The organism is Micromonospora sp. I033 (assembly GCF_053890995.1).
Map to the genome: position 1 here is coordinate 22568 of NZ_JBSSLX010000005.1, position 17994 is coordinate 40561.

Annotated in this window: 16 protein-coding genes; 9 read left to right on the forward strand and 7 right to left on the reverse strand. The window is 69.6% G+C overall.

Annotation, left to right across the window (positions count from 1 at the left end):
* Window positions 1-72 precede the first annotated feature (72 nt).
* Complete coding sequence (gene mraY, locus ACW0Q9_RS01700; RefSeq protein WP_456177946.1) at window positions 73-1176, forward strand: phospho-N-acetylmuramoyl-pentapeptide-transferase; 1104 nt, start codon at window positions 73-75, stop codon at window positions 1174-1176.
* Window positions 1177-1555: 379 nt separating this feature from the next.
* Here mraY and ACW0Q9_RS01705 read toward each other — a convergent pair whose 3' ends face one another.
* From ACW0Q9_RS01705 to ACW0Q9_RS01715, 3 genes are all read right to left on the reverse strand, one after another.
* Window positions 1556-2737 carry a low temperature requirement protein A gene (locus tag ACW0Q9_RS01705; RefSeq protein ID WP_456177948.1) on the reverse strand — a complete coding sequence of 394 codons (1182 nt, stop codon included), beginning with the start codon at window positions 2735-2737 and terminating at the stop codon, window positions 1556-1558.
* 174 nt (window positions 2738-2911) lie between these two features.
* The gene (locus ACW0Q9_RS01710; protein ID WP_456177950.1) at window positions 2912-3700 is read right to left on the reverse strand and encodes a maleylpyruvate isomerase N-terminal domain-containing protein; all 789 of its coding nucleotides are present in this window, start codon (window positions 3698-3700) and stop codon (window positions 2912-2914) included.
* A gap of 343 nt (window positions 3701-4043) precedes the next feature.
* The gene (locus ACW0Q9_RS01715) at window positions 4044-4814 is read right to left on the reverse strand and encodes a hypothetical protein (RefSeq protein WP_456177952.1); all 771 of its coding nucleotides are present in this window, start codon (window positions 4812-4814) and stop codon (window positions 4044-4046) included.
* A gap of 177 nt (window positions 4815-4991) precedes the next feature.
* Between ACW0Q9_RS01715 and ACW0Q9_RS01720 the strand changes: the two genes are divergently transcribed.
* Both ACW0Q9_RS01720 and ACW0Q9_RS01725 read left to right on the forward strand, forming a co-directional pair.
* Window positions 4992-5666, forward strand: coding sequence for a DUF6891 domain-containing protein (locus ACW0Q9_RS01720; RefSeq protein WP_456177954.1), 675 nt, complete (start codon window positions 4992-4994; stop codon window positions 5664-5666).
* Between the two features lie 160 nt (window positions 5667-5826).
* Complete coding sequence (locus tag ACW0Q9_RS01725; protein ID WP_456177956.1) at window positions 5827-6225, forward strand: hypothetical protein; 399 nt, start codon at window positions 5827-5829, stop codon at window positions 6223-6225.
* A 96-nt stretch (window positions 6226-6321) separates the two neighbouring features.
* Here ACW0Q9_RS01725 and ACW0Q9_RS01730 read toward each other — a convergent pair whose 3' ends face one another.
* Entirely contained in the window at window positions 6322-7161 is an 840-nt protein-coding gene (locus ACW0Q9_RS01730) for an oxidoreductase (protein ID WP_456177958.1), read from the reverse strand.
* Window positions 7162-7265: 104 nt separating this feature from the next.
* Between ACW0Q9_RS01730 and ACW0Q9_RS01735 the strand changes: the two genes are divergently transcribed.
* Both ACW0Q9_RS01735 and ACW0Q9_RS01740 read left to right on the forward strand, forming a co-directional pair.
* Complete coding sequence (locus ACW0Q9_RS01735) at window positions 7266-8168, forward strand: LysR family transcriptional regulator (protein WP_456177960.1); 903 nt, start codon at window positions 7266-7268, stop codon at window positions 8166-8168.
* Between the two features lie 132 nt (window positions 8169-8300).
* Window positions 8301-8765, forward strand: coding sequence for a nuclear transport factor 2 family protein (locus ACW0Q9_RS01740; protein ID WP_456177962.1), 465 nt, complete (start codon window positions 8301-8303; stop codon window positions 8763-8765).
* A 102-nt stretch (window positions 8766-8867) separates the two neighbouring features.
* Here ACW0Q9_RS01740 and ACW0Q9_RS01745 read toward each other — a convergent pair whose 3' ends face one another.
* The gene (locus tag ACW0Q9_RS01745) at window positions 8868-11162 is read right to left on the reverse strand and encodes a M14 family metallopeptidase (protein WP_456177964.1); all 2295 of its coding nucleotides are present in this window, start codon (window positions 11160-11162) and stop codon (window positions 8868-8870) included.
* Window positions 11163-11656: 494 nt separating this feature from the next.
* On the opposite strand from ACW0Q9_RS01745, the gene ACW0Q9_RS01750 reads away from it, so the two are divergent.
* Both ACW0Q9_RS01750 and ACW0Q9_RS01755 read left to right on the forward strand, forming a co-directional pair.
* Complete coding sequence (locus ACW0Q9_RS01750; RefSeq protein ID WP_456177966.1) at window positions 11657-12928, forward strand: hypothetical protein; 1272 nt, start codon at window positions 11657-11659, stop codon at window positions 12926-12928.
* A 99-nt stretch (window positions 12929-13027) separates the two neighbouring features.
* Window positions 13028-13561 carry a GNAT family N-acetyltransferase gene (locus ACW0Q9_RS01755; RefSeq protein ID WP_456177968.1) on the forward strand — a complete coding sequence of 178 codons (534 nt, stop codon included), beginning with the start codon at window positions 13028-13030 and terminating at the stop codon, window positions 13559-13561.
* Here the strand turns inward: ACW0Q9_RS01755 and ACW0Q9_RS01760 are convergent.
* Both ACW0Q9_RS01760 and ACW0Q9_RS01765 read right to left on the reverse strand, forming a co-directional pair.
* Window positions 13518-14402 carry an NADP-dependent oxidoreductase gene (locus ACW0Q9_RS01760; RefSeq protein WP_456177970.1) on the reverse strand — a complete coding sequence of 295 codons (885 nt, stop codon included), beginning with the start codon at window positions 14400-14402 and terminating at the stop codon, window positions 13518-13520. The genes ACW0Q9_RS01755 and ACW0Q9_RS01760 overlap by 44 nt on opposite strands.
* Before the next feature lie 194 nt (window positions 14403-14596).
* The gene (locus ACW0Q9_RS01765; protein ID WP_456177971.1) at window positions 14597-15235 is read right to left on the reverse strand and encodes an HD domain-containing protein; all 639 of its coding nucleotides are present in this window, start codon (window positions 15233-15235) and stop codon (window positions 14597-14599) included.
* 530 nt (window positions 15236-15765) lie between these two features.
* Between ACW0Q9_RS01765 and ACW0Q9_RS01770 the strand changes: the two genes are divergently transcribed.
* Both ACW0Q9_RS01770 and ACW0Q9_RS01775 read left to right on the forward strand, forming a co-directional pair.
* On the forward strand, window positions 15766-16845 hold the full coding sequence (locus ACW0Q9_RS01770) for a GlxA family transcriptional regulator (protein ID WP_456178021.1): 1080 nt from the start codon (window positions 15766-15768) through the stop codon (window positions 16843-16845).
* Between the two features lie 109 nt (window positions 16846-16954).
* Window positions 16955-17800: an MOSC domain-containing protein gene (locus ACW0Q9_RS01775; RefSeq protein ID WP_456177973.1), complete on the forward strand. Its 846-nt coding sequence runs from the start codon at window positions 16955-16957 to the stop codon at window positions 17798-17800.
* The last annotated feature ends 194 nt before the right edge of the window (window positions 17801-17994 follow it).

The following is a 17994-nucleotide window of genomic DNA, read 5'->3' on the forward strand; positions in this document are numbered from 1 at the left end:
GATACGTCAGGCGCTGATCTGGAAGCTCGGTGGGGACCCCGTGAGAAATGCGGATCGCGTGGAGGTTCGCCCGTGAGGGCGGTCATCGTCGCGGCCGCGGTCGCGTTCATCATCTCCCTGTTCGGCACGCCGATCGCGACTCGCGTCTTCACCGCGCTCAAGGCCGGCCAGCCGATCCGATCCATCGGGCTCGCCAGCAACCAGGGCAAGAAGGGCACGCCCACGATGGGCGGCGTGGTCTTCATCGTGGCGACCGTGTTCGCCTACGTCGCCGGGCACATCGCCCTGACCACCCTGCCCGAGCGGCAGATCGCGCAGGAGGGGCCGACCATGACGGCCCTGGTGCTGCTCGGGCTGTTCGTCTTCTGCGGCGCCGTCGGCTTCTTCGACGACTTCCTCAAGGTGCGCCAGCGCAACTCCGACGGACTGTCCGCCAAAGGCAAGCTGCTCGGTCAGGCGATCGTCGGCGGCGGCTTCGGCATCGCCGCGCTCTACGTGCCGAGCACCAACGGCCAGACCGTGGCCAGCGAGCACATCTCGCTCATCCGCGACATCAGCTGGCTCAACGTCGGCAAGGTCGGCGCGGTCCTGGTCATCGTCTTCGTGATCACGGCGATGTCGAACGGCGTGAACCTCACCGACGGCCTCGACGGCCTGGCCACCGGCGCGTCGATCCTGGTGCTCAGCGCGTACGCGCTGATCGGCTTCTGGCAGTACCGGCACTGGTGCGCCGACGACACGTACGCCCGCGTGAACGACTACTGCTACCAGGTCCGGGATCCCCTGGAGATCGCCATGATCGCGGCGGCGGCGGCCGGCGCCTGCGTGGGCTTCCTGTGGTGGAACACGTCCCCGGCACGGATCTTCATGGGTGACGTGGGCTCGCTCGGCCTCGGCGCCCTGATCGGCGGGCTCGCGGTGGCAACCCGCACCACGCTGCTTTCGATCATGATCGGCGGGCTCTTCGTCATCATCACGACGACGTGGGTGATCCAGATCGTCTCGTTCCGGACCACCGGTAGACGTGTCTTCCGGATGGTGCCGTTGCACCACCACTTCGAGCTGGTCGGATGGAGCGAGGTCAATATCGTGGTCCGGTTTTGGATCGTGGCCGGCGTCTGCGTGGCGGTCGGCCTGGGCCTGTTCTACTCGGATTTCTTGGCGGTCGTCGGATAAAAGGCCACGCGACAGGCCCGTGTCGTGCCACCGACGGTGATCCGCCGGGCAGCCTGGCTCCCCACCCCGGGTGCCAGCATCTGGCAGCAGCATTGCCTGAGCCGAGCGACGCCAGGAACTCCTGCTTCTGTACGCGCATGCTCAGGAGAACTACCAGGAGCAGGTCGAGCCGTTACGCGCCTACTACCGGACCCATGGCCTGTTGCAAACCGCCAGCGGCCTCGGTACCTACGAGGACATAGCAGCCAGGCTGATCCCGCTCGCCTCCGACAGTCAACGTCGCCCGTCGCATCGGGCAGGGTAGGCCGGGCTGCCGGCCGTGTCGGGGTCTCAGGACCTGCGTGACCGAACAGTCTCAGGACATGGGTGACACCCCCGGCTAGCCGGGTGGTGACGGCGCCTCGGGCGGGCGTCCACGGGAGCGGACTGCGTCGGATATGGCGATCCCGGTCAGGACGAGGGCAGCAGCGGCGGCGACCGCGACTGGCGGCAGGAGGAGCATCGCCGGTGCCAGGGCGGCCAGCGCAAGGACGCCGATCGGCCGGGACCGGGACACGCGGCCGAATACCGCGTGCTCGAAGCGGGCGCGCCCGGCCAGGTAGAGCGCGGGTCCGCCGAGGATGACGGCGATCCAGGCCGGTGGGGTGTGCCCGAGTGGATGGGCGATGACAAGTTCGTCGCCGACGGCGGCAGCGACCACACCGGCCACCATGGCCAGGTGGGCGTATGACGCCCATCGGGCGAGGCGGACCGGGTCGGCAGACGCGGCGATCGCTTCCGCCAGGACTTGCCCGGCGCGGTATATGTAGATTCGCCACAGCAGCACGGTGGTCGCGACCGACACTGCGAACGCGGCGGCCGCGTCCGGCGCGAAGCCGCTGCTGCTCAGCGCCAGTCCGGTAACGAGGATCAGCTCGCCGAGCGCGATGATGAAGAACTGCCGGTAGCGCTCGGACAGGTGCTCGCCCGAAATAACAAGGTCTTGGCTGGGCGTACGGCCCGCCCCCGGGGTGGGGAAGCCGATTCTGCCGGCCGTGTGGTCAAGGACCACCGCGAGTGTCCACAACGCGCCACGCGTCGTACCGTCCACGAGCGCTCCCGCGATCCACGGCAGGGCCGACAGGCCGTACCAGAACAGCCCGCGCATGCTGTGGCGCTGCAGTTCGTGGTCACGCAGAACGGCCATGAGGACGAGCCCCCGGCTGAGCTGGATGGCGACGTAGGCGCCCGCGAAGATCAGGCCGGTGTCGCCGAATGCCTCGGGCACCGCGGCCGCCATCACCAGGCTGCCGACCATGGTCGCGATGACCAGCGCCTGGATTACCGGTCGTTCCGGGTCCGTCCGGTCGGTCAGCCACGCGGTGCTGGACCAGACCCACCACATGGCCGCCAACAGCACCAGGGTCCGGAAGACACCGTTCCACCCGAGATCCTCGGCCAGGCCGCGCGAGAGCTGAGCGAGCGCGAGGACAAACACCAGGTCGAAGAAGAGTTCCAGGAACGTGGCCCGCTGTGGATCCCCGGGTCTCCGCAGCACCTCGGCTGCCCTGCTCGTCGTCATCGGCTCGCCCGTTCTGCCAGCTCTGCTCCAGGTTTGGGGGAATTCTGACATGCGGCAGCGGCGGTGACCGCGGACGTGCTGCGGCGGACTGGATCGAGCGACCCGCGTGACACGGACGGGCGACGGTCCAGGCCTGTGAGTTCCTTCCCACCGTCGCCGCCAGCTGGGATGCCGTTACACGGACGGGTCCCAGGCTGCGAGCTGATCGAAGATACGACGGTCGCCTTCGGACTTCAGGGAATCCAACGGTATGCGGCCGTAGAAGAACAGGACCAGGTCACTGGCCGTGCCCCGGGCGGAGGCGTCGGCCGTGTCCGAGGCCTCGCCGGCAGCGGGAGCGCCGAGGCGGGCGACCTGTGCGCCGTCGTGGGACAGTCGAAGGCGCCAGGAGTGGCCCTCGGTGGCGTGGTAATCGACGACGGCGGGTTCGTGTGGCCAGGCGACCGTCGTCGCGCAGAGGGTGAACTGGCAGTCGTCGAAACCGTCGAGGGCGATCTCCTCCGGTATCGGCTGCGGGGTACCCCCGGTGAGCTGGACGTCGTAGGTGTGCACCGCGATCTCGTGGAGCTGGCGCCGCGCCCAGGCCCCGGAGGTCTGCGGTGACGGCGAGTCCCACCACCATGTCCAGCAACCGCGATCCGGGCCGGCTTCGCGCAGCGCGCTCGCCAGTTGCTCAATGGACTCGGTCCACCAGGCCAGTAGAGCCTCACGCTCCCGAGGTGCACCCGTGCCGCCTCCCCATGCGGACTCCTCGGGCGGAGCGTCCGCGGGCCCTGCGGTGACGATGGCGGCTGCTTTGCGGCGGCCCATGCCCACGTGTTGCACGTGATCGAACAGCGTCCGCTCGGGATGGGTCGGCATCTGAACGTCGAGGCTGGGTGCCGCGGCGACCGCGGCGCGGAAGGCGGTCGACCGTTCGTCAATGAGCCGCAGCTGATCAGGGAACGTCAAAATCGTTCGCACTCCGGCTTTCTAGCACTGTGCTCCGACAATCGGACAGCGATTTCCACAGCCGACGCGGCGGGCGCAAACGCCAGACGAAGCAAGGCCCTCCGCTCACCCGGCGCGCCTACTGCTCAACGTCGAACGCGACCTTCGCTGGCTGGTTTCCCACGCGAGAATGAGTGTCGCGCATCAAGCGAAGCCACGACGTGACGCATCAAGCGGAGTACGACACCGCCCGCCGTCTTTCTGTAAGAGGACGGTGGCACCGGCGGGTCACTGCTAGTCCACTGGACCAGCCGATGACCGATCGATGAGTTCGACAGCCAACCTTCGGTTGTTCCGCCACACGGGTCGCTCTGATTCATGCGCTGGCCGGTCTGTTGTGGCCTTGGTGTGGCCGTCGGGCGTCGGGTGGGGGGCGACGTCCGGCCCGACCGGCGAGCAGGTTCAACCCCAAGGCGTACGCCGCGGCGCTCACCAGCAGTGCGGCGCTGGCGCCGCACCCCCAGTCGCCCACCAGCACCGGCTGCGCGACCCAGACATCCATCGACAGTCCAGCCAGTGCGACTGCCGTGCCGGCCGCGATGGGCGGGACGGCCCACAGCAGGGCGTACGGCGCGTTGAACCGGTCGTCCTGCAGCAGCCCGAACATGGTGGCGACGACCCAGCCCGGCAGGAGCAGGAGCAGGAGCGACCAGCGGATCGCGGGTCGCCGCAGGCGCCCGGCGAACAGCGCGCCGAGGCCGACGCCGGCAGCGGCGTAGAGCGGGTAGGCAGCCAGCTCACACAGGAGGACCCGGACCAGGACCGGGTCGTCGAGTGGTGAGGTCGTAAAGACGGAGCCCTCGCGGGCCCGGGCAAGCGGGTACGCGACGGCGAAGGCCACACCCGCCAGGAGTACCGCCAGGGGCCCTGCCACCGCCAGCGCCCTCGCCTGCCCGTTCCGGCGAGCGAGGGCGGCGCCGGCCAGCAGAGCCAGGAGCTGTCCGCAGAGGAATCCCGAGGTGTACCGGAAGATTCGCGTGGCGTAGAGCTGTTCGTACTGCTGTGCGTCGCCCTGCGCGTCGTAGTTGACCCAGAAATTGTAGAACCCGTCGTTGAACGGCATGGCCACGAGCGCCAGCAGCGCCATCGCCGGCAACGACCACACAGCCGGATGAGTCACCGCACGCCACAGCGCCGGCGAGCCGGCACCAGCCATCCCCCGAGGCATCTGCTCAGCCTTGCCGGTCCGGGTCACGGTTGGGCAACGCGAGCGCCACCGATCGGAGCAACTCGGCTGTCACAGGCTCCTGTCAGGATCACCGCCGTGACGGCATGGCGATACAACGAGCGCCCCGAGGGCGTCAGGTTCCTGACCGAGCGGCTCGCGGAGCCGGGTCGTGCGGAGATCGAGCGCGAGATCTGGGACTGGGTCGTGCGAGGCGAGGACGACGCCGACGAGTTCGTGGAGTTCTTCGACGACGAGGAGCAGCGTCACGGCGCCGCCGACGAGGAACTCAGGGCGGCGTACGAGAAGGCGCTGGTTGCTCGGCGGGAGCAGCAGCGGCAGTGGGGCGAGGTGCGGAGCAACCTCACCCGCGCCTTCGACGATCTCACCGGGCTCGGTGTGCTGGCGAGGGAGAACTTCAGTTGCTGTGGCACCTGCGCGGCCGCGGAGATCCACGACGAGCGGGACGACTCCCGGCACTGGCAGGGCTACCTCTGGTACCACCAGCAGGACACGGAGTCGCTGGTCGCGAGCGAGGGCGGCGAGGTCTACCTCGGCTACGGCGCCTATCCGCCGGCGGACTTCGACGAGGTCGCCTATGCCGCACTGCCGGAGGCTGAGCAACAGGCCCGCTATCAGACGGACGTGGAACGGCTGCTGGACGACGTCGTCTTTCCGGTACTGCGTCAGCACGGCATGCGGGTGGAGTGGAACCGCAGGCAGTCCAAGCGGATCAGGGTGACCGGCGCCCAGTGGTATGCGCCATTGACCTGAGCGCCAGGATGCAGGCGACCCTCCGCTGATCTTGATGACCATCCACTGTGGGATCATGGCGGGTCCGGCGCTCGATACTCGCGCCCGAATACTTGGAGGACGTGTGCGCGGATCAACGCAACGACTGGCCATCTCGACTCTCGCGGCGACTGTCGCCGCGGTGACGCTCGCCTCGCCCGCGCAGGCCGCGACCAATCCGTTCACCGCGGCACAGGCCTGCAACAACGACTTCGGCGGCTCGTGGGCCTACGCGAGTGACGGTCACCGGTCGATCTACGCGGGTGGCACCAAGGTGGGTGACGTCTACCTGATGTACAACAGCGCCACCGGATACAACTGTGTCGCCACCCTCAAGACGGTGGCCGTCGGCTCGACCACCGGCGTCTCGGCCGGGATCCGGGTGGAGGGCGGTTCCTGGGTCTACGACTCCGGGAGCTTCAAGTACTACGCCGCGATCCAGCGCTCCGCGGTCGACAAGTGCGTGATGTACAGCGGCGAGGTCCTGTATTCCACCACCTGGCAGAGCGCCGGCCGGTACAGCTGGGGCAACTGCGGCTGAACTGCCGGCAGGGCATGGGGACGACACCGGCTCTGGCCGGAGGCACAGAGCCGGTATCGTGTCCCTGAGCGGACGGCCTACTTCGGTGCCGGTGGATCAGGCGACGGCTGTCGATCGGCTGGTCTCCTCCCAGGCGGCAACCTCGGCAAGCAGTGCCTCGTGGTGCTCGCGCAGACCGTCCACCGCGTCGCCGCCGAGCAGGAGCCGCAGCGGCGGCCGGTCGCTGTCCAGCACCTTCAGGATGGCCGCCGCACCCTTCACCGGGTCGTTCGGCTCCGCGTCGGCCAGTTCGGCGGTGAACCGGCGGGTCGCTCCGGCCGTGTCGTGGTACGCCGCCAACTCCCGCGTGACGTACTTGTTCGTGTTGAACTCGGTGCGGAACGCGCCGGGTTCCACGATCATCACCCGTACGCCCAGCGGCGCCAGCTCGGTCGCCAGCGTCTCGGACATCCCTTCGAGGGCCCACTTGGCGGCGTGGTAAGCCCCGAAGCCCGGGTACGTCTTCTGCCCGCCCAGCGAACTCATCTGCACGATCGTCCCGCTGCCCTGTTCCCGCATCAGCGGTACGACGGCCTTGGTCACCTCGGCCGCGCCGAAGAAGACCACCTCCATCTGCTGGCGCAGTTCCGCCATGGTGATCTCCTCGACCGCGCCGAGGACCAGCGAACCGGCGTTGTTGACCAGGACGTCGATCCGGCCGTACATCGCCAGCGTGGCCCGCACCGCCGCGTCGATCGAGGCCGGCTGGGTGACGTCGAGCGCTACCGTGCTGATCCGGCCGCTGCCCTGCTCGGCCAGGTCGGTCAGGGTTTCCGGCCGGCGCGCGGTGGCCATCACCTGGTCGCCGGCGGCCACCGCCGCCAGTGCCAGTTCGCGGCCGAAACCGGAGGAACACCCGGTGATCAACCAGACCCGGCCCTGCGTGTTGTTCTGCATCTTCCCGCTCCCGTTACGTGTTCTTCCAGAACACGAACGATGCTGCCGGCGGCGGGTTGGCGACGGCCAACACCGGTTACCTGGTACGGCGGTAGTCTCGGCCTGTGGCCCCTGATCTTCGGCAGCTCAGGTACTTCGTCGCCGTCGCCGAGGAGTCGAGCTTCACCCGGGCGGCCGCCCGACTGATGATCACGCAGCAGTCGCTGTCGCAGCAGATCAACGCACTGGAACGGATTCTCGGCGCGAAACTGTTCGACCGGGACAGCCGGGGCACCAAACTGACGGATATCGGGGCGTTGTTCCTGCCCGAGGCGCGTGCGGTGCTGGACCGCGCCGACGAGGCCGTCGCCGTGGTGGGACGGGCCGTACGCGGCGAACTCGGCCAGCTCCGCCTGGCCTTTCTGGCCACCACCGCGAACCACCTGCTGCCACCGGTGGTCCGGGCCGCCCGGGAGCGTCTCCCCAACCTGCAACTCACCACCGAGGAGACCACCATCGGGCCGCTCGTCGAGGGCCTGTTCGACGGCCGGTACGACCTCGCGTTCACCCGGCCGCCGCAAGTCCCTGGCCTTGCCGCCCGCACCGTTGCCACCGAACAGGTGTGCGTCGTCCTGCCCCAGGGGCACCCGCTCGCCGACCGCACCGAGCTGACCCTGTCGGAACTGGCGCAGGAACGGTGGGTGATGACCCCGCGCAGCTCCTGGGAGCCCTGGCACCAGGCGTTCGACGAGAGCTTCCGCGCCGCCGGGTTCACACCCGACATCGTCGCCCGGGACGCCAGCGTTCAGGGGCTGCTCGGCCTCGTCGCGGCCGGCGTGGGGATCACCCGACTGGGCTGGTCGGCGCACAACCTGCGCCGTACCGGGGTGGTGTTCGTACCGCTCGCGGGGGAGGCCCTGCCCACCGAGATGGTCTGGCGGCCGGACAACACCTCGCCCGGGCTGCGCCGGATGGTGGACCTGGTGACCGACCTGGCCGCCACGACGGACCTCACCACCACCGGCTGACTGTCCGCCACCCACAGGCCGCGCCTGCGGCTGTGCCAGGTAATCGGTGTTGGCCGGTCCGGACCGACCGGCGCCAGTATCGTCCCTGACAACGCACCACGGGCTTCCGTCCCGGCGAGCAAGAGGAACACCATGAGCAACCCCAAGCCTTCGCCCGAAGAGGTCGCCGACCGGCTGGCGATCCGCGAACTGGTCGACGCCTACGCCCACCTGGCGGACCGACGCGACGCACAGGGACAGGCGGCACTCTTCACCGACGACGCCCGCGTCGCGGTGTACGACGGCGAGCCCGACACGACCGAGCCGACGCAGGTCCTCAACGGTCGGGACGAGCTGGCCGCCGCCTTCGGCTCCCTGCGAAACTACGACAGGACGACCCATTTCAACGGTCAGAGCACGGTGACCGTCGACGGTGACCGCGCCACCGGAGAAACCTACTGTCTGGCGCACCACCTCTGGGCCGAGGACGGACAGCGCACCCTCATGGTCATGTCGATCCGCTACCAGGACACCTTCGTCCGGCAGGGCGGCCGGTGGTTCTTCGCCGAGCGCCGGCTCATCACTGACTGGGTCGACCGTCGTCCTTCGACCGCCTGAAGGTTCCCGGAATCAGCACAGAGCCCCGACCATTGCCTCGTCAGCGAGGGTGGAACCCCACTGACGAGGCAATGATCACGGGTGGGCGCCGGTGGCGCCTGACTACTGCGCGGCGACCGTGATCGTCGCCGTGCGGTAGTTGTTGCGCCTGTCGTTGTCCGACGGGTCGTAGTTCTGCTCGATGTTGCCGGCGCTGTCGACCGAGAACCAGCGGAACGTGGTCGTCTCGGTCACGTGGAAGACCTGCCCCGGCTCACGGAACTCGGTCGCCGCGTAGCGCGGCGACTCGAGGGTGGGCCGGCTGCCGTCCGTCGTGTAGTAGATGGTGGCCGGCTCGCTCGTCTCGAAGCGCACGCCGACGGGCCCGGTGTACTTTCCGGTGCCGGGAACGAGCTGGGACGTCGGCTTCTGGTGGTCCCTGCCCCAGTCCGCCGCGATCCGGAACATCTCCATGATGCCGTTGGCGTACTCCATCGTCTCGGAGTGGCCGCTGACGAGGTCCGGGTTTCCCACCCACGCCGGCTGGAACGAACCACCCTGCCAGTTGCCGGTGGCCGGGTTGTAGATCGAGCCGCCGACCTCCCACCCGAAGGCGTAGATCCCGTAGGTGTGGTAGAGGTCCTCGCGCACGTTGCCCGCGGAGGAGTAGAGGACGTCCGACGAGCCGCCGACGTTCTCCGGCGTGACGACGGTCTGCCGGTGCGCCTTGACCTGCGACAGGATCCTGGCGGCCGACTGCCAGTAGAACGCCTCGTCACCCAGCGGCGGACGCGGCGTGGTGATCCGCCCGTCCGCGATGTAGGCGCCCGGCTGCCAGAACAGCTGGCCGCCGTTGGAGTGCACCGACATCATGAACTTGATGTTCGAGTACTTCTCGACCAGCCAGATGATGTTCTTCGACTCCGGCTCGGACAGCTTCTCCGGGCCCTGGTAGGTGTCGCTGACGCAGCTGGTCGACCCGCCCGAGTAGCCGTCGTGAGCCGACCCGACCCGGTAGTTCCGGTTCAGGTCGACGCCCCAGGAGTTGCGCCGGGCCGGATCGGCGTTGTCGTCCGGGCAGTGGTTCGTCATGTTCCGACGCTGCGAGGCGAAGTTGTAGAAGCTGTAGTTCGCCCCGTCGGGGTTGTTGGACAGGATGAAGAAGACGTCGGTGTTGTCGACGATCTTCTTCGTCTCCCAGTCGGACTTGTAGTTGTGCACCAGACGCTCGGCCGACTCCAGGCTGGTCGTCGCGGGCACCCATTCGCGGGCGTGGTCCTGCGCCTGGATCAGCACCCCCGGGTTCCTGCCGTCGCGGTGCTTGCCGATCCGCAGGACGGGAATCGTGGCCGGGCCACGCGGCACCTCGCCCTCCGGCGCGCCGACGCGCTTCTGGTCGAGGAAGTCGGTCAGCGCGACCGGGCCGGAGGTCGCCGCGACGATGCCGGTGCCCGCGTTGGTGCGGTACGGGTGCGCCCGGTCGATCAGGCCCTGGGACTGGCTCTCCAGTGCCGCCGCCACCTGCGCGGCCGTACTCGCCAGCGCACCGGAGGCGTCCTTGGCAAGGAGGACGCGGATCGCCTTGCCGGCCACCTCGACCCCGAGCGGGAGGTTCGCCCCCGGCCGGTCCACGAACTCGACCGTGATGTCGTTGCCGCCCTCGTGGCCCCAAGCGGCCGAGCTGGCGACGACCGCGCTCTGCCCGGTGCCGCCGATCGTGGCCTGTGCCTTCCGCTGGTAGCCGTTCGTCTTGTTCGGCAGGTAGACGATCTCGGCGATGTCCGGGTACTGGCGGGCGATCTCCTCGGCGCGGCTGAAGAGCTGCTGCGGGTGCCGGTAACCGTCGACAAAGTCCCACTTGTAGGCGGGGTTCGCGGTCAGCGGCGGCGCGCCGTCCTCGAGCCAGTTGGAGACGTGGCCGGTGGCGACACCCCCCGTCGAGCTCGTGACCCGGATCTGGCTCGGGCGGGCGTCGAGCTTGAACAGGTTCCGGTGGAACATGTACTGCCCGGAATCGACGAACCGGCTCATGGTCCGGGCGGAGCCGAACGAGGTGCCCGCGCCCGAGTCGTTCTCGAGCTGCATCCCGACGACCGGGTTCGTCTGCGCCCCTTCGGTGGTCCGCGCCTCGACGTAGAGGAAGCCCTGGCCCTTCGTCGTGAACCAGTCGGCACGGACGATCCGTACCGTCTCCTCGTGAGCGAGTGGCTGGACGGCGTTCGCGCGGAGGGCCTGGAGGCCGCCGTCGGCCTCCTCGCTCCAGGCGAAGCCCTCGCCGTCGCCGAGGATCTCGACGCCCAGCGCCTCGAGTTCGGCGACCTGCTCGGCGGTCGCCACCGCCTCACCCTCGATGCCCGTCGGCACGCGCCTGAGACCGTGTTCGAGGTCGAAGCCGGCGGCAGCCACCTTGTCCAGCATGTCGGCGCCGGTCAGCTTGATGCGTACGAGGCGTGCTGCCTCCGGAGCCTCGAGGCTCGATCGTCCTGCGCCTGCCGTGGCTGCCGACCCGGCGGGTTCCGCACCCGCGGGCCCGGTTGCCACGAGGACGCTTCCCATCAGCGTGGGCAGCGCGAAAAGCGCGATGCGTCGTCGTATGCGTCGCATTCTCCCCTCCTTCTGCTTGCGACGTGCGGTTGACGTGGTGGCCGGCCAGGCTGCGGGTCAGGCCGTCCATGCACGACGGTCACGCCGAGCTCGCGCAGGGTCGGCCCGTGCGCGACGGTGGTCGCCGCCGTGACGGGTCGGGGAGGACCGTGAGAGAGCCGGGTGCGTTGAGCGTATGCAGGTTCTTCGTTGCGGAGGATCGGCCGAGCTGGATTTGAGCATCACTTGAGGCGTTGCGCGACGGTGAGCATGACGCCGCCGGTTCTCCGTTCCGCGCTTCGTGGCGCGGCCCTGCGATCATCGGTGCCATGCGCAAGGTTGCCGTCACGCTGGCCGGGGTTCTGCTGGCGTCGGGATGCACCGGCGGAGGTGCCGGCACGAGCCCCTCGGCAGCACCCTCGGGGCCCTCCGCGACCACCGGTGGGTCGCCCGAAGCCGTCGTCACCACCGCGCCGGCACCGGCCTGGCGCCTGGCCACGCTGCCGGAGCTGGCCGGGCCGACCAGCGTGCTGTGGGACGTCGTGGCGGTGGACGCCACGCACGCGTGGGCCGTCGGCAGCGAGGCCTACTCGCCCGAACAGCCGAACGACACCGGCAGGCCGTTGATCCTCCAGTGGGACGGGACGCGCTGGGCACGCGCGGCGCTGCCGCCGATCGCGTGGCACGGTCGGTTCGACCTCGTCGCGGCCGACTCGCCGTCGAACGTCTGGGCGGTTGGCAGCACGGCTGCCGCCGGCCCGGAGGACCAGGTGACGCACGTGCTGCACTACGACGGGACCGCCTGGCGCGAGGTGCCGTTCGCGCGGGGCAGGAGCTACGAGTTGATCACCGGACTCACCGTGGCGGATGGTCACGCCTGGGTGGTGGGCAATCACCTCAGCGAGGTGATCATCAAGCAGTGGAGCGGGCGCTCCTGGCGGTCGCACCAATCGCCCGCCGAATGCCGCACCGGCGGCACGTCCGTCGGTGGCATGCCGAACTTCTGCACCTTCACCGCGATCAAGGCCTTTCGCTCGGATGACGTCTGGGCTGCCGGCAACGGCGTGTGGAAGGGGTTCAAGGGCCCGCTGCTCTTCCACTGGAACGGCTCAGGCTGGCGTACGGTCCAGGTCGGCATCAACCAACAGGAGTCCTCGTTCGAAGCGCTCGCGGGTCGCTCGTCCGGCGAGCTGTGGGCGGTCGGCAACGGTGGGCTGGCCGTGCGCGGCGGCGGTGGATCCTTCGAGGTGCTGCGGAACGCGCCGGGTGGCGCGCTGCCCGACGTGGCGACCGACCCGGCCGGCCTGCCGTGGCTGATCGACAACTCCGCGGCGCCGAGCGCGGCGCTCGCCACGTACGGCACGGGCGCGTGGGTCGGCACGCCCGCGCCGCAGCCGCCGGACGCGGTCGGCATGAGCCTGCACGGGATTGCCGGGACCCCGGGCAGCCCGCTGATGTTCGCGGTGGGAGCGGCCGATCTCCCCGGCACGCCGCGCTACCTGAGGGCGGTCCTGCTCGAGTACGTGCCGAGCCCGACGGCGGAGGGCGAAAGGCCTCCTTCGAATTCGCCGACGAGCGATCCGCCCGAATCGCGCCTCTGACCCGGTCCAAGCTGACGCCATACGGTGTATCGCGCCTGACGGCCAGCCCTTCGGGTTAGCCCGGCCAGGGGGAACATGCCTGCCTGGAACGATGGGCGGGTGAACATCACCCGACTCGTCGCCCCGGAGGATGCGCCGGCCTTGGCCGAGCTGCTCCGCGTGAACCGTGACTTTCTCGCGCCGTGGGAACCGATCCGGAGCGAGGACTACTTCACCGCAGTCGGCCAGCGGGCTGTCCTCGAAGCCGATCTCCAGCAGCACGAGCAGGGATCGAAGCTGCCCCACGTCATCCTGGACGACTCCGGTCGCGTGATCGGTCGCATCACCCTCAGCGGCATAGTGCGCGGCCCCTTTCAGTCCTGCGCCATGGGCTACTGGGTGGGCGCCAGCCACAATGGGCGAGGGTTCGCGACCAGGGCGGTGCGCGAGATCGTGCGGGTGGCCTTCGAGGAGTTGGGGCTGCATCGGGTGCAGGCGGAGACCCTGCTGCACAACGTCAGATCGCAGCGGGTGCTGGAACGCAACGGATTCGTGCGGTACGGCATGGCGCCGGAGTACCTCAACATCGCCGGCCGGTGGCAGGACCACCTCATGTTCCAGGTGGTGAATCAGTCGCCGCGTCCGCGACCTTGATGATCGTCTTGCCGGGCGTGCGGTGGCGGCGGGCGAACGCGGAGGCCGTCTCGGAGAGCGGCCGCACGGCGCCGACGATGGGCTTGAGCCGTCCGGTCCGGAGGCGTTCGGCGAGGTCGGTCAGCCGGGCGCGATCAGGTTCGACGACGAAGAAGACGGCCCGCCCGTCCTTGGGCTGCACGGTGGGCGGCTCGGCGATGGTGACGAGGGTGCCGCCTGGGCGTACCAGTTCGGCCGACCGCCCGAGGATGTCGCCACCGATGACGTCGAACACCACGTCCACCTCGCCGGCGTCCTTCAGATCGTCGGCGTTCAGGTCGAGGAAGGTCTGCGCGCCGAGGCCGAGTGCGACATCGCGGTCGTCGGCTCGGCCGGTGCCGATCACGTAGGCGCCGACCTCCCGCGCGAGCTGGACGGCGATCGAGCCGACGCCGCCCGCGGCGCCGTGAATGAGGACGGTCTGGCCGGTCGTGAGGTGGGCGTGGTCGAACAGGCCCTGCCACGCGGTCAGCCCGGAGATGGGAAGCGCGGCGGCCACGCTGTGGTCGATGTCGGCCGCGAGAGGGGCAAGGTTGCGGGCCTCCACCGCGGTGAATTCGGCCAGGGATCCGTTGCGGGCCCAGTCGGTCAGTCCGAACACCCGCTGGCCCACGGTGAGGCCGGTGGTTCCGTAGCCGAGTTCGACCACGACTCCGGACAGCTCGTGCCCGGGGATGGTGGGCGTCCGGTCGCGGCCGGCGCGATCGGTCCACGTTGCCGGCCAGGCGAGCTCCCCGGGGGTGAAGCCCGCGGCGTGTACGCGCACGATGACGTCGTTCTCCGCGGCGTGGGGGTACGGCATGTCGGTCAGGGTGAGGCCATCCACACCCGCGTCACGGTCGCGCACGGTAATCGCTTGCATGCTCGAATCCTCTCAAGAGCGTTCGCCGGTTGGGGCGGTTGGGAGGCTTGGCGTCAGATCCGCTCCTGGCCCTCCCGGTGCCGGCTGTGGAGGTCGCCGATCGCCGGTCGTCGCACTGCCTCGTGATGTCCGGGTCAGCTGGGCCAGGGCGAGCCAAGGATGCGCTCGACCGTCGTCGTGCGCTGGAAGCCCGGGATGAAGTGCTCGAGAATGTCGGAGTTCACGGTGCCGTTCGTGGTCTCGGGACGGTTCTTGAGCCCGTCGAACTGGGCGCGCAGAAACTCGTTCTTGAAGTCCCCTCGTGGGTGGACGGCAAGGATCTCGTCCAGCTGGTCGCGTTCCAGTCCGTCCAGGCCGAGGCCCACCACGTCGGTCAGGACGCCGAGCTGCGTGGTCGCGATTTCCGGGGCCATCCGATCGGGGATACCTGGCGTGGTGTGCAGCGCGATCGCCGTCCAGACGGTCTCGGCGGCGACCGCCGAGAAACCCCGCTCCAGCAGGAACTTGCGCGCGTGGTCGGCGCCATCGACTTCGAAGCGCTGTTCGACGTCGGAAAAGGGAGTCAGGAGCCCGGTGTCGTGGAACATGGCCGCGACGTAGAGCAGTTCCGGGTCGGGCTTCACGCCGAGCCGGTGAGCGTGAATCAGGCTGAAGAAGTAGACCCGCCGGGAGTGGTGGTAGATGAGGGGAGTGGTCGTCTCCTGGACAAGCCTGGTCGCTTCGGCGACCGCCGCTGTTTCAGGAATCTCCAACCCCGCGATGAGCTCTGGCATGACCTCGACTCTCCAGGAAGTGCGTCGGCTGTGGACCGTGGACCGCTCCATGGTGCCCACCGATTCGCGTGTTGCGCCGCCTTTCTCCGGCCAGGAACCACTCAGATTCGGACGGGGTGAAATCGCAGCTGTGTGCGCTACGACGTGCGGCGCCATGTCGCCTGTCCTGGTCCTGCCGTAACCTGCGACTTCGCGTCGTCCGTCACAATTGATCCCGCGCGATGTCTGGTGTCGGGTTCACTTCAACTGCGGCACGACGATCAGTTAACCAGCCTTTAGTGCGACTCCGACTGCTATTGAACAAGCCCGCTCTGCCGGCCCCGTCGATGCCGCACAACCGGGAATCAGGGGACCCGCCGGGGAGTTACCTGAACAAGGCAGCAGGACGTTCTCTTTCGGCGCGACCGCCCGGTCCAGCGCCAATCGTCACGTTCCGGAGGGTTGGCTCGGTCGGCCACTGCCGGTTGAGCAAGCCCCGCCCAGGATCCCCGTGATCGCCGATTACGGTGTGCTACCAATGGACGGTGTCCATGCCTCCTGCGTCTCCGACCCGAGGGCAGTCGGTGCCGCCGGGGGCCGGCTGGTCACCGCGCGGGTCCGGCTCCAGCGCGACCGGGGCGGTGAACGCCGGTCCCCACCGCGTCGCGATCCTCGTGTACGACGGAGTGACGTTGCTGGACGTCGCCGGTCCCGCGGAGGTGTTCAAGGAGGCGAACCGGTTCGGTGCCGACTACCGGATCGTGCTGCTGTCGCCCACCGGCGCGGACGTCACGTCGAGTCTCGGGGTCCGGCTTGCGGTCGACGGCGCCGTCTCCTCGGAGCCGGCCTTCGACACGTTACTGGTGGCCGGATCCAACCTCTTTCCGGGCGCCCGTGTCCCCGGTGACCTGGCAGAGGCTGCGCGGACACCGGCGGCTGCGGCCGGCCGGGTCGCGTCGATCTGCACCGGGGCGTTCGTCCTCGCCGCCGCCGGCCTCCTCGACGGCAAGCGCGCGACCACCCACTGGCAGGTCGCGCACGAACTCGCCTCCCGGTGTCCGACGTGCCGCGTCGAGCCCGACGCGATCTACGTTCGGGACGGCACCACGTACACATCGGCGGGGGTGACGGCCGGCATCGACCTGGCGCTCGCTCTCGTCGAAGAGGACCACGGGGCCGACCTGGCCCGCGACGTCGCCCGCGCCCTGGTGGTGTACATGCAGCGTGCGGGCGGCCAGTCCCAGTTCTCGGCACCGCTGCAAGGGCCGCCGCCCCGCTCGCCGGCCCTCCGCAGAATCACCGATCTGGTGACGGCGAATCCCCGCGGAGACCACACGCTCGGCGAACTCGCGAAACACCTCAATGTGAGCACCCGGCAACTCACCAGGCTCTTCCACGACGAACTGTCCACGACACCGGCCCGCTACGTGGAAAACATTCGATTCGACATGGCCCGGGCACTGCTGGACCAGGGGCACACCGCGACGCAGGCCGCCACCCTCGCCGGGTTCCCCAGTTACGAGAGCATGCGACGGGTCTTCGCCAGGAAGCTGTCGATCAGCCCCGCCGCCTACCAGCGTCGGTTCAGCACGGCCCGCCGCGCCACCGGACCCGTCCCACTCGGCGGCTGACCGGGCCGCCGGCCCGGGGGCGCAAGGCCGGCATCGGAGGGCGCCTGGTGATGGACGGTCGCCGGAGCGGGGGTACCGGCGTCACGCCGCGTCGTGTCATCCTGGCCGGGTGCGGGTCGCCTCGCTTCACACGTACCCCGTCAAGGGGTGCCGCCGCATGGACCGCGACACGGCGCGGGTCGAGCCGTGGGGCCTGGACGGCGACCGGCGCTGGCTGGTCGTGGACGAACACGGGATCGGCCTGACCCAGCGCCAGCACCGGGAACTGGTGACGATGCGGGCGGTGTCCCGACCGGGCGGGCTGACCCTGGAGGCGCCGGGACTGGCCCCGCTCGATCTGGCCGAGCCGACCGGCGGTGCGGCCGTCCAGGTCCGGGTGTTCCGGGCGCGGCCGCCCGCACCCGCACGCGCCGCCGGCCCCGAGGCGGACGACTGGCTCCACCGGCTGTTGGGGCGTACCGCCCGACTGGTCTGGCTCGGTGACCCCACCGGCAACCTCGTTCCCTGGCCGGTTCCGGCGGGTTCCGGCGCCGAGCTGAGCTTCGCCGACGGCAGCCCACTGCTGCTGGCCAACGCCGCGTCGCTGGACGCGTTCAACGACTGGCTGCTGGAGTCGGGCAGCACCGAGGGCCCGCTGCCGATGATCCAGTTCCGCCCCAACCTGGTGGTCACCGGTGCCGCGCCGTGGGCCGAGGGCGCGTGGGTCGGCCGGCGGATCAGGATCGGCGGGGCCGTGTTCCACGGCGTCAGCGAGTGTGGTCGCTGTCTGGTCGCGACGATCAACCAGGAGACCGGGGAGCGGGGGCGGGAGCCGCTGTGGACGCTCGCCGCACGGCGGAACGTCGGCCGGAAACTCCTCTTCGGTCTCCAGATGACGGTGCGGGCCGACCCTGGCGGACCCTCCCCCGGAGGTCGTACGGTCAGCGTCGGTGACACCGTGGAGGTGCTGGACTGACCGGGCGTCCCTTGGCGGCGCCCCACCGATCGGGATGAGCGGCCCACCCACGTCGAGGAAGAGCACCGGACGGTCGGCACCAGCGGTCACCGTCGCACGATAGCGATCCCGACCCGCGTCAGCCATCACGTGAGGCCGGCGCTTGCGAGCAGGCCGCTGGCCGCCAGGATCCTCGGGTCTGAGCCGGGGCGGAG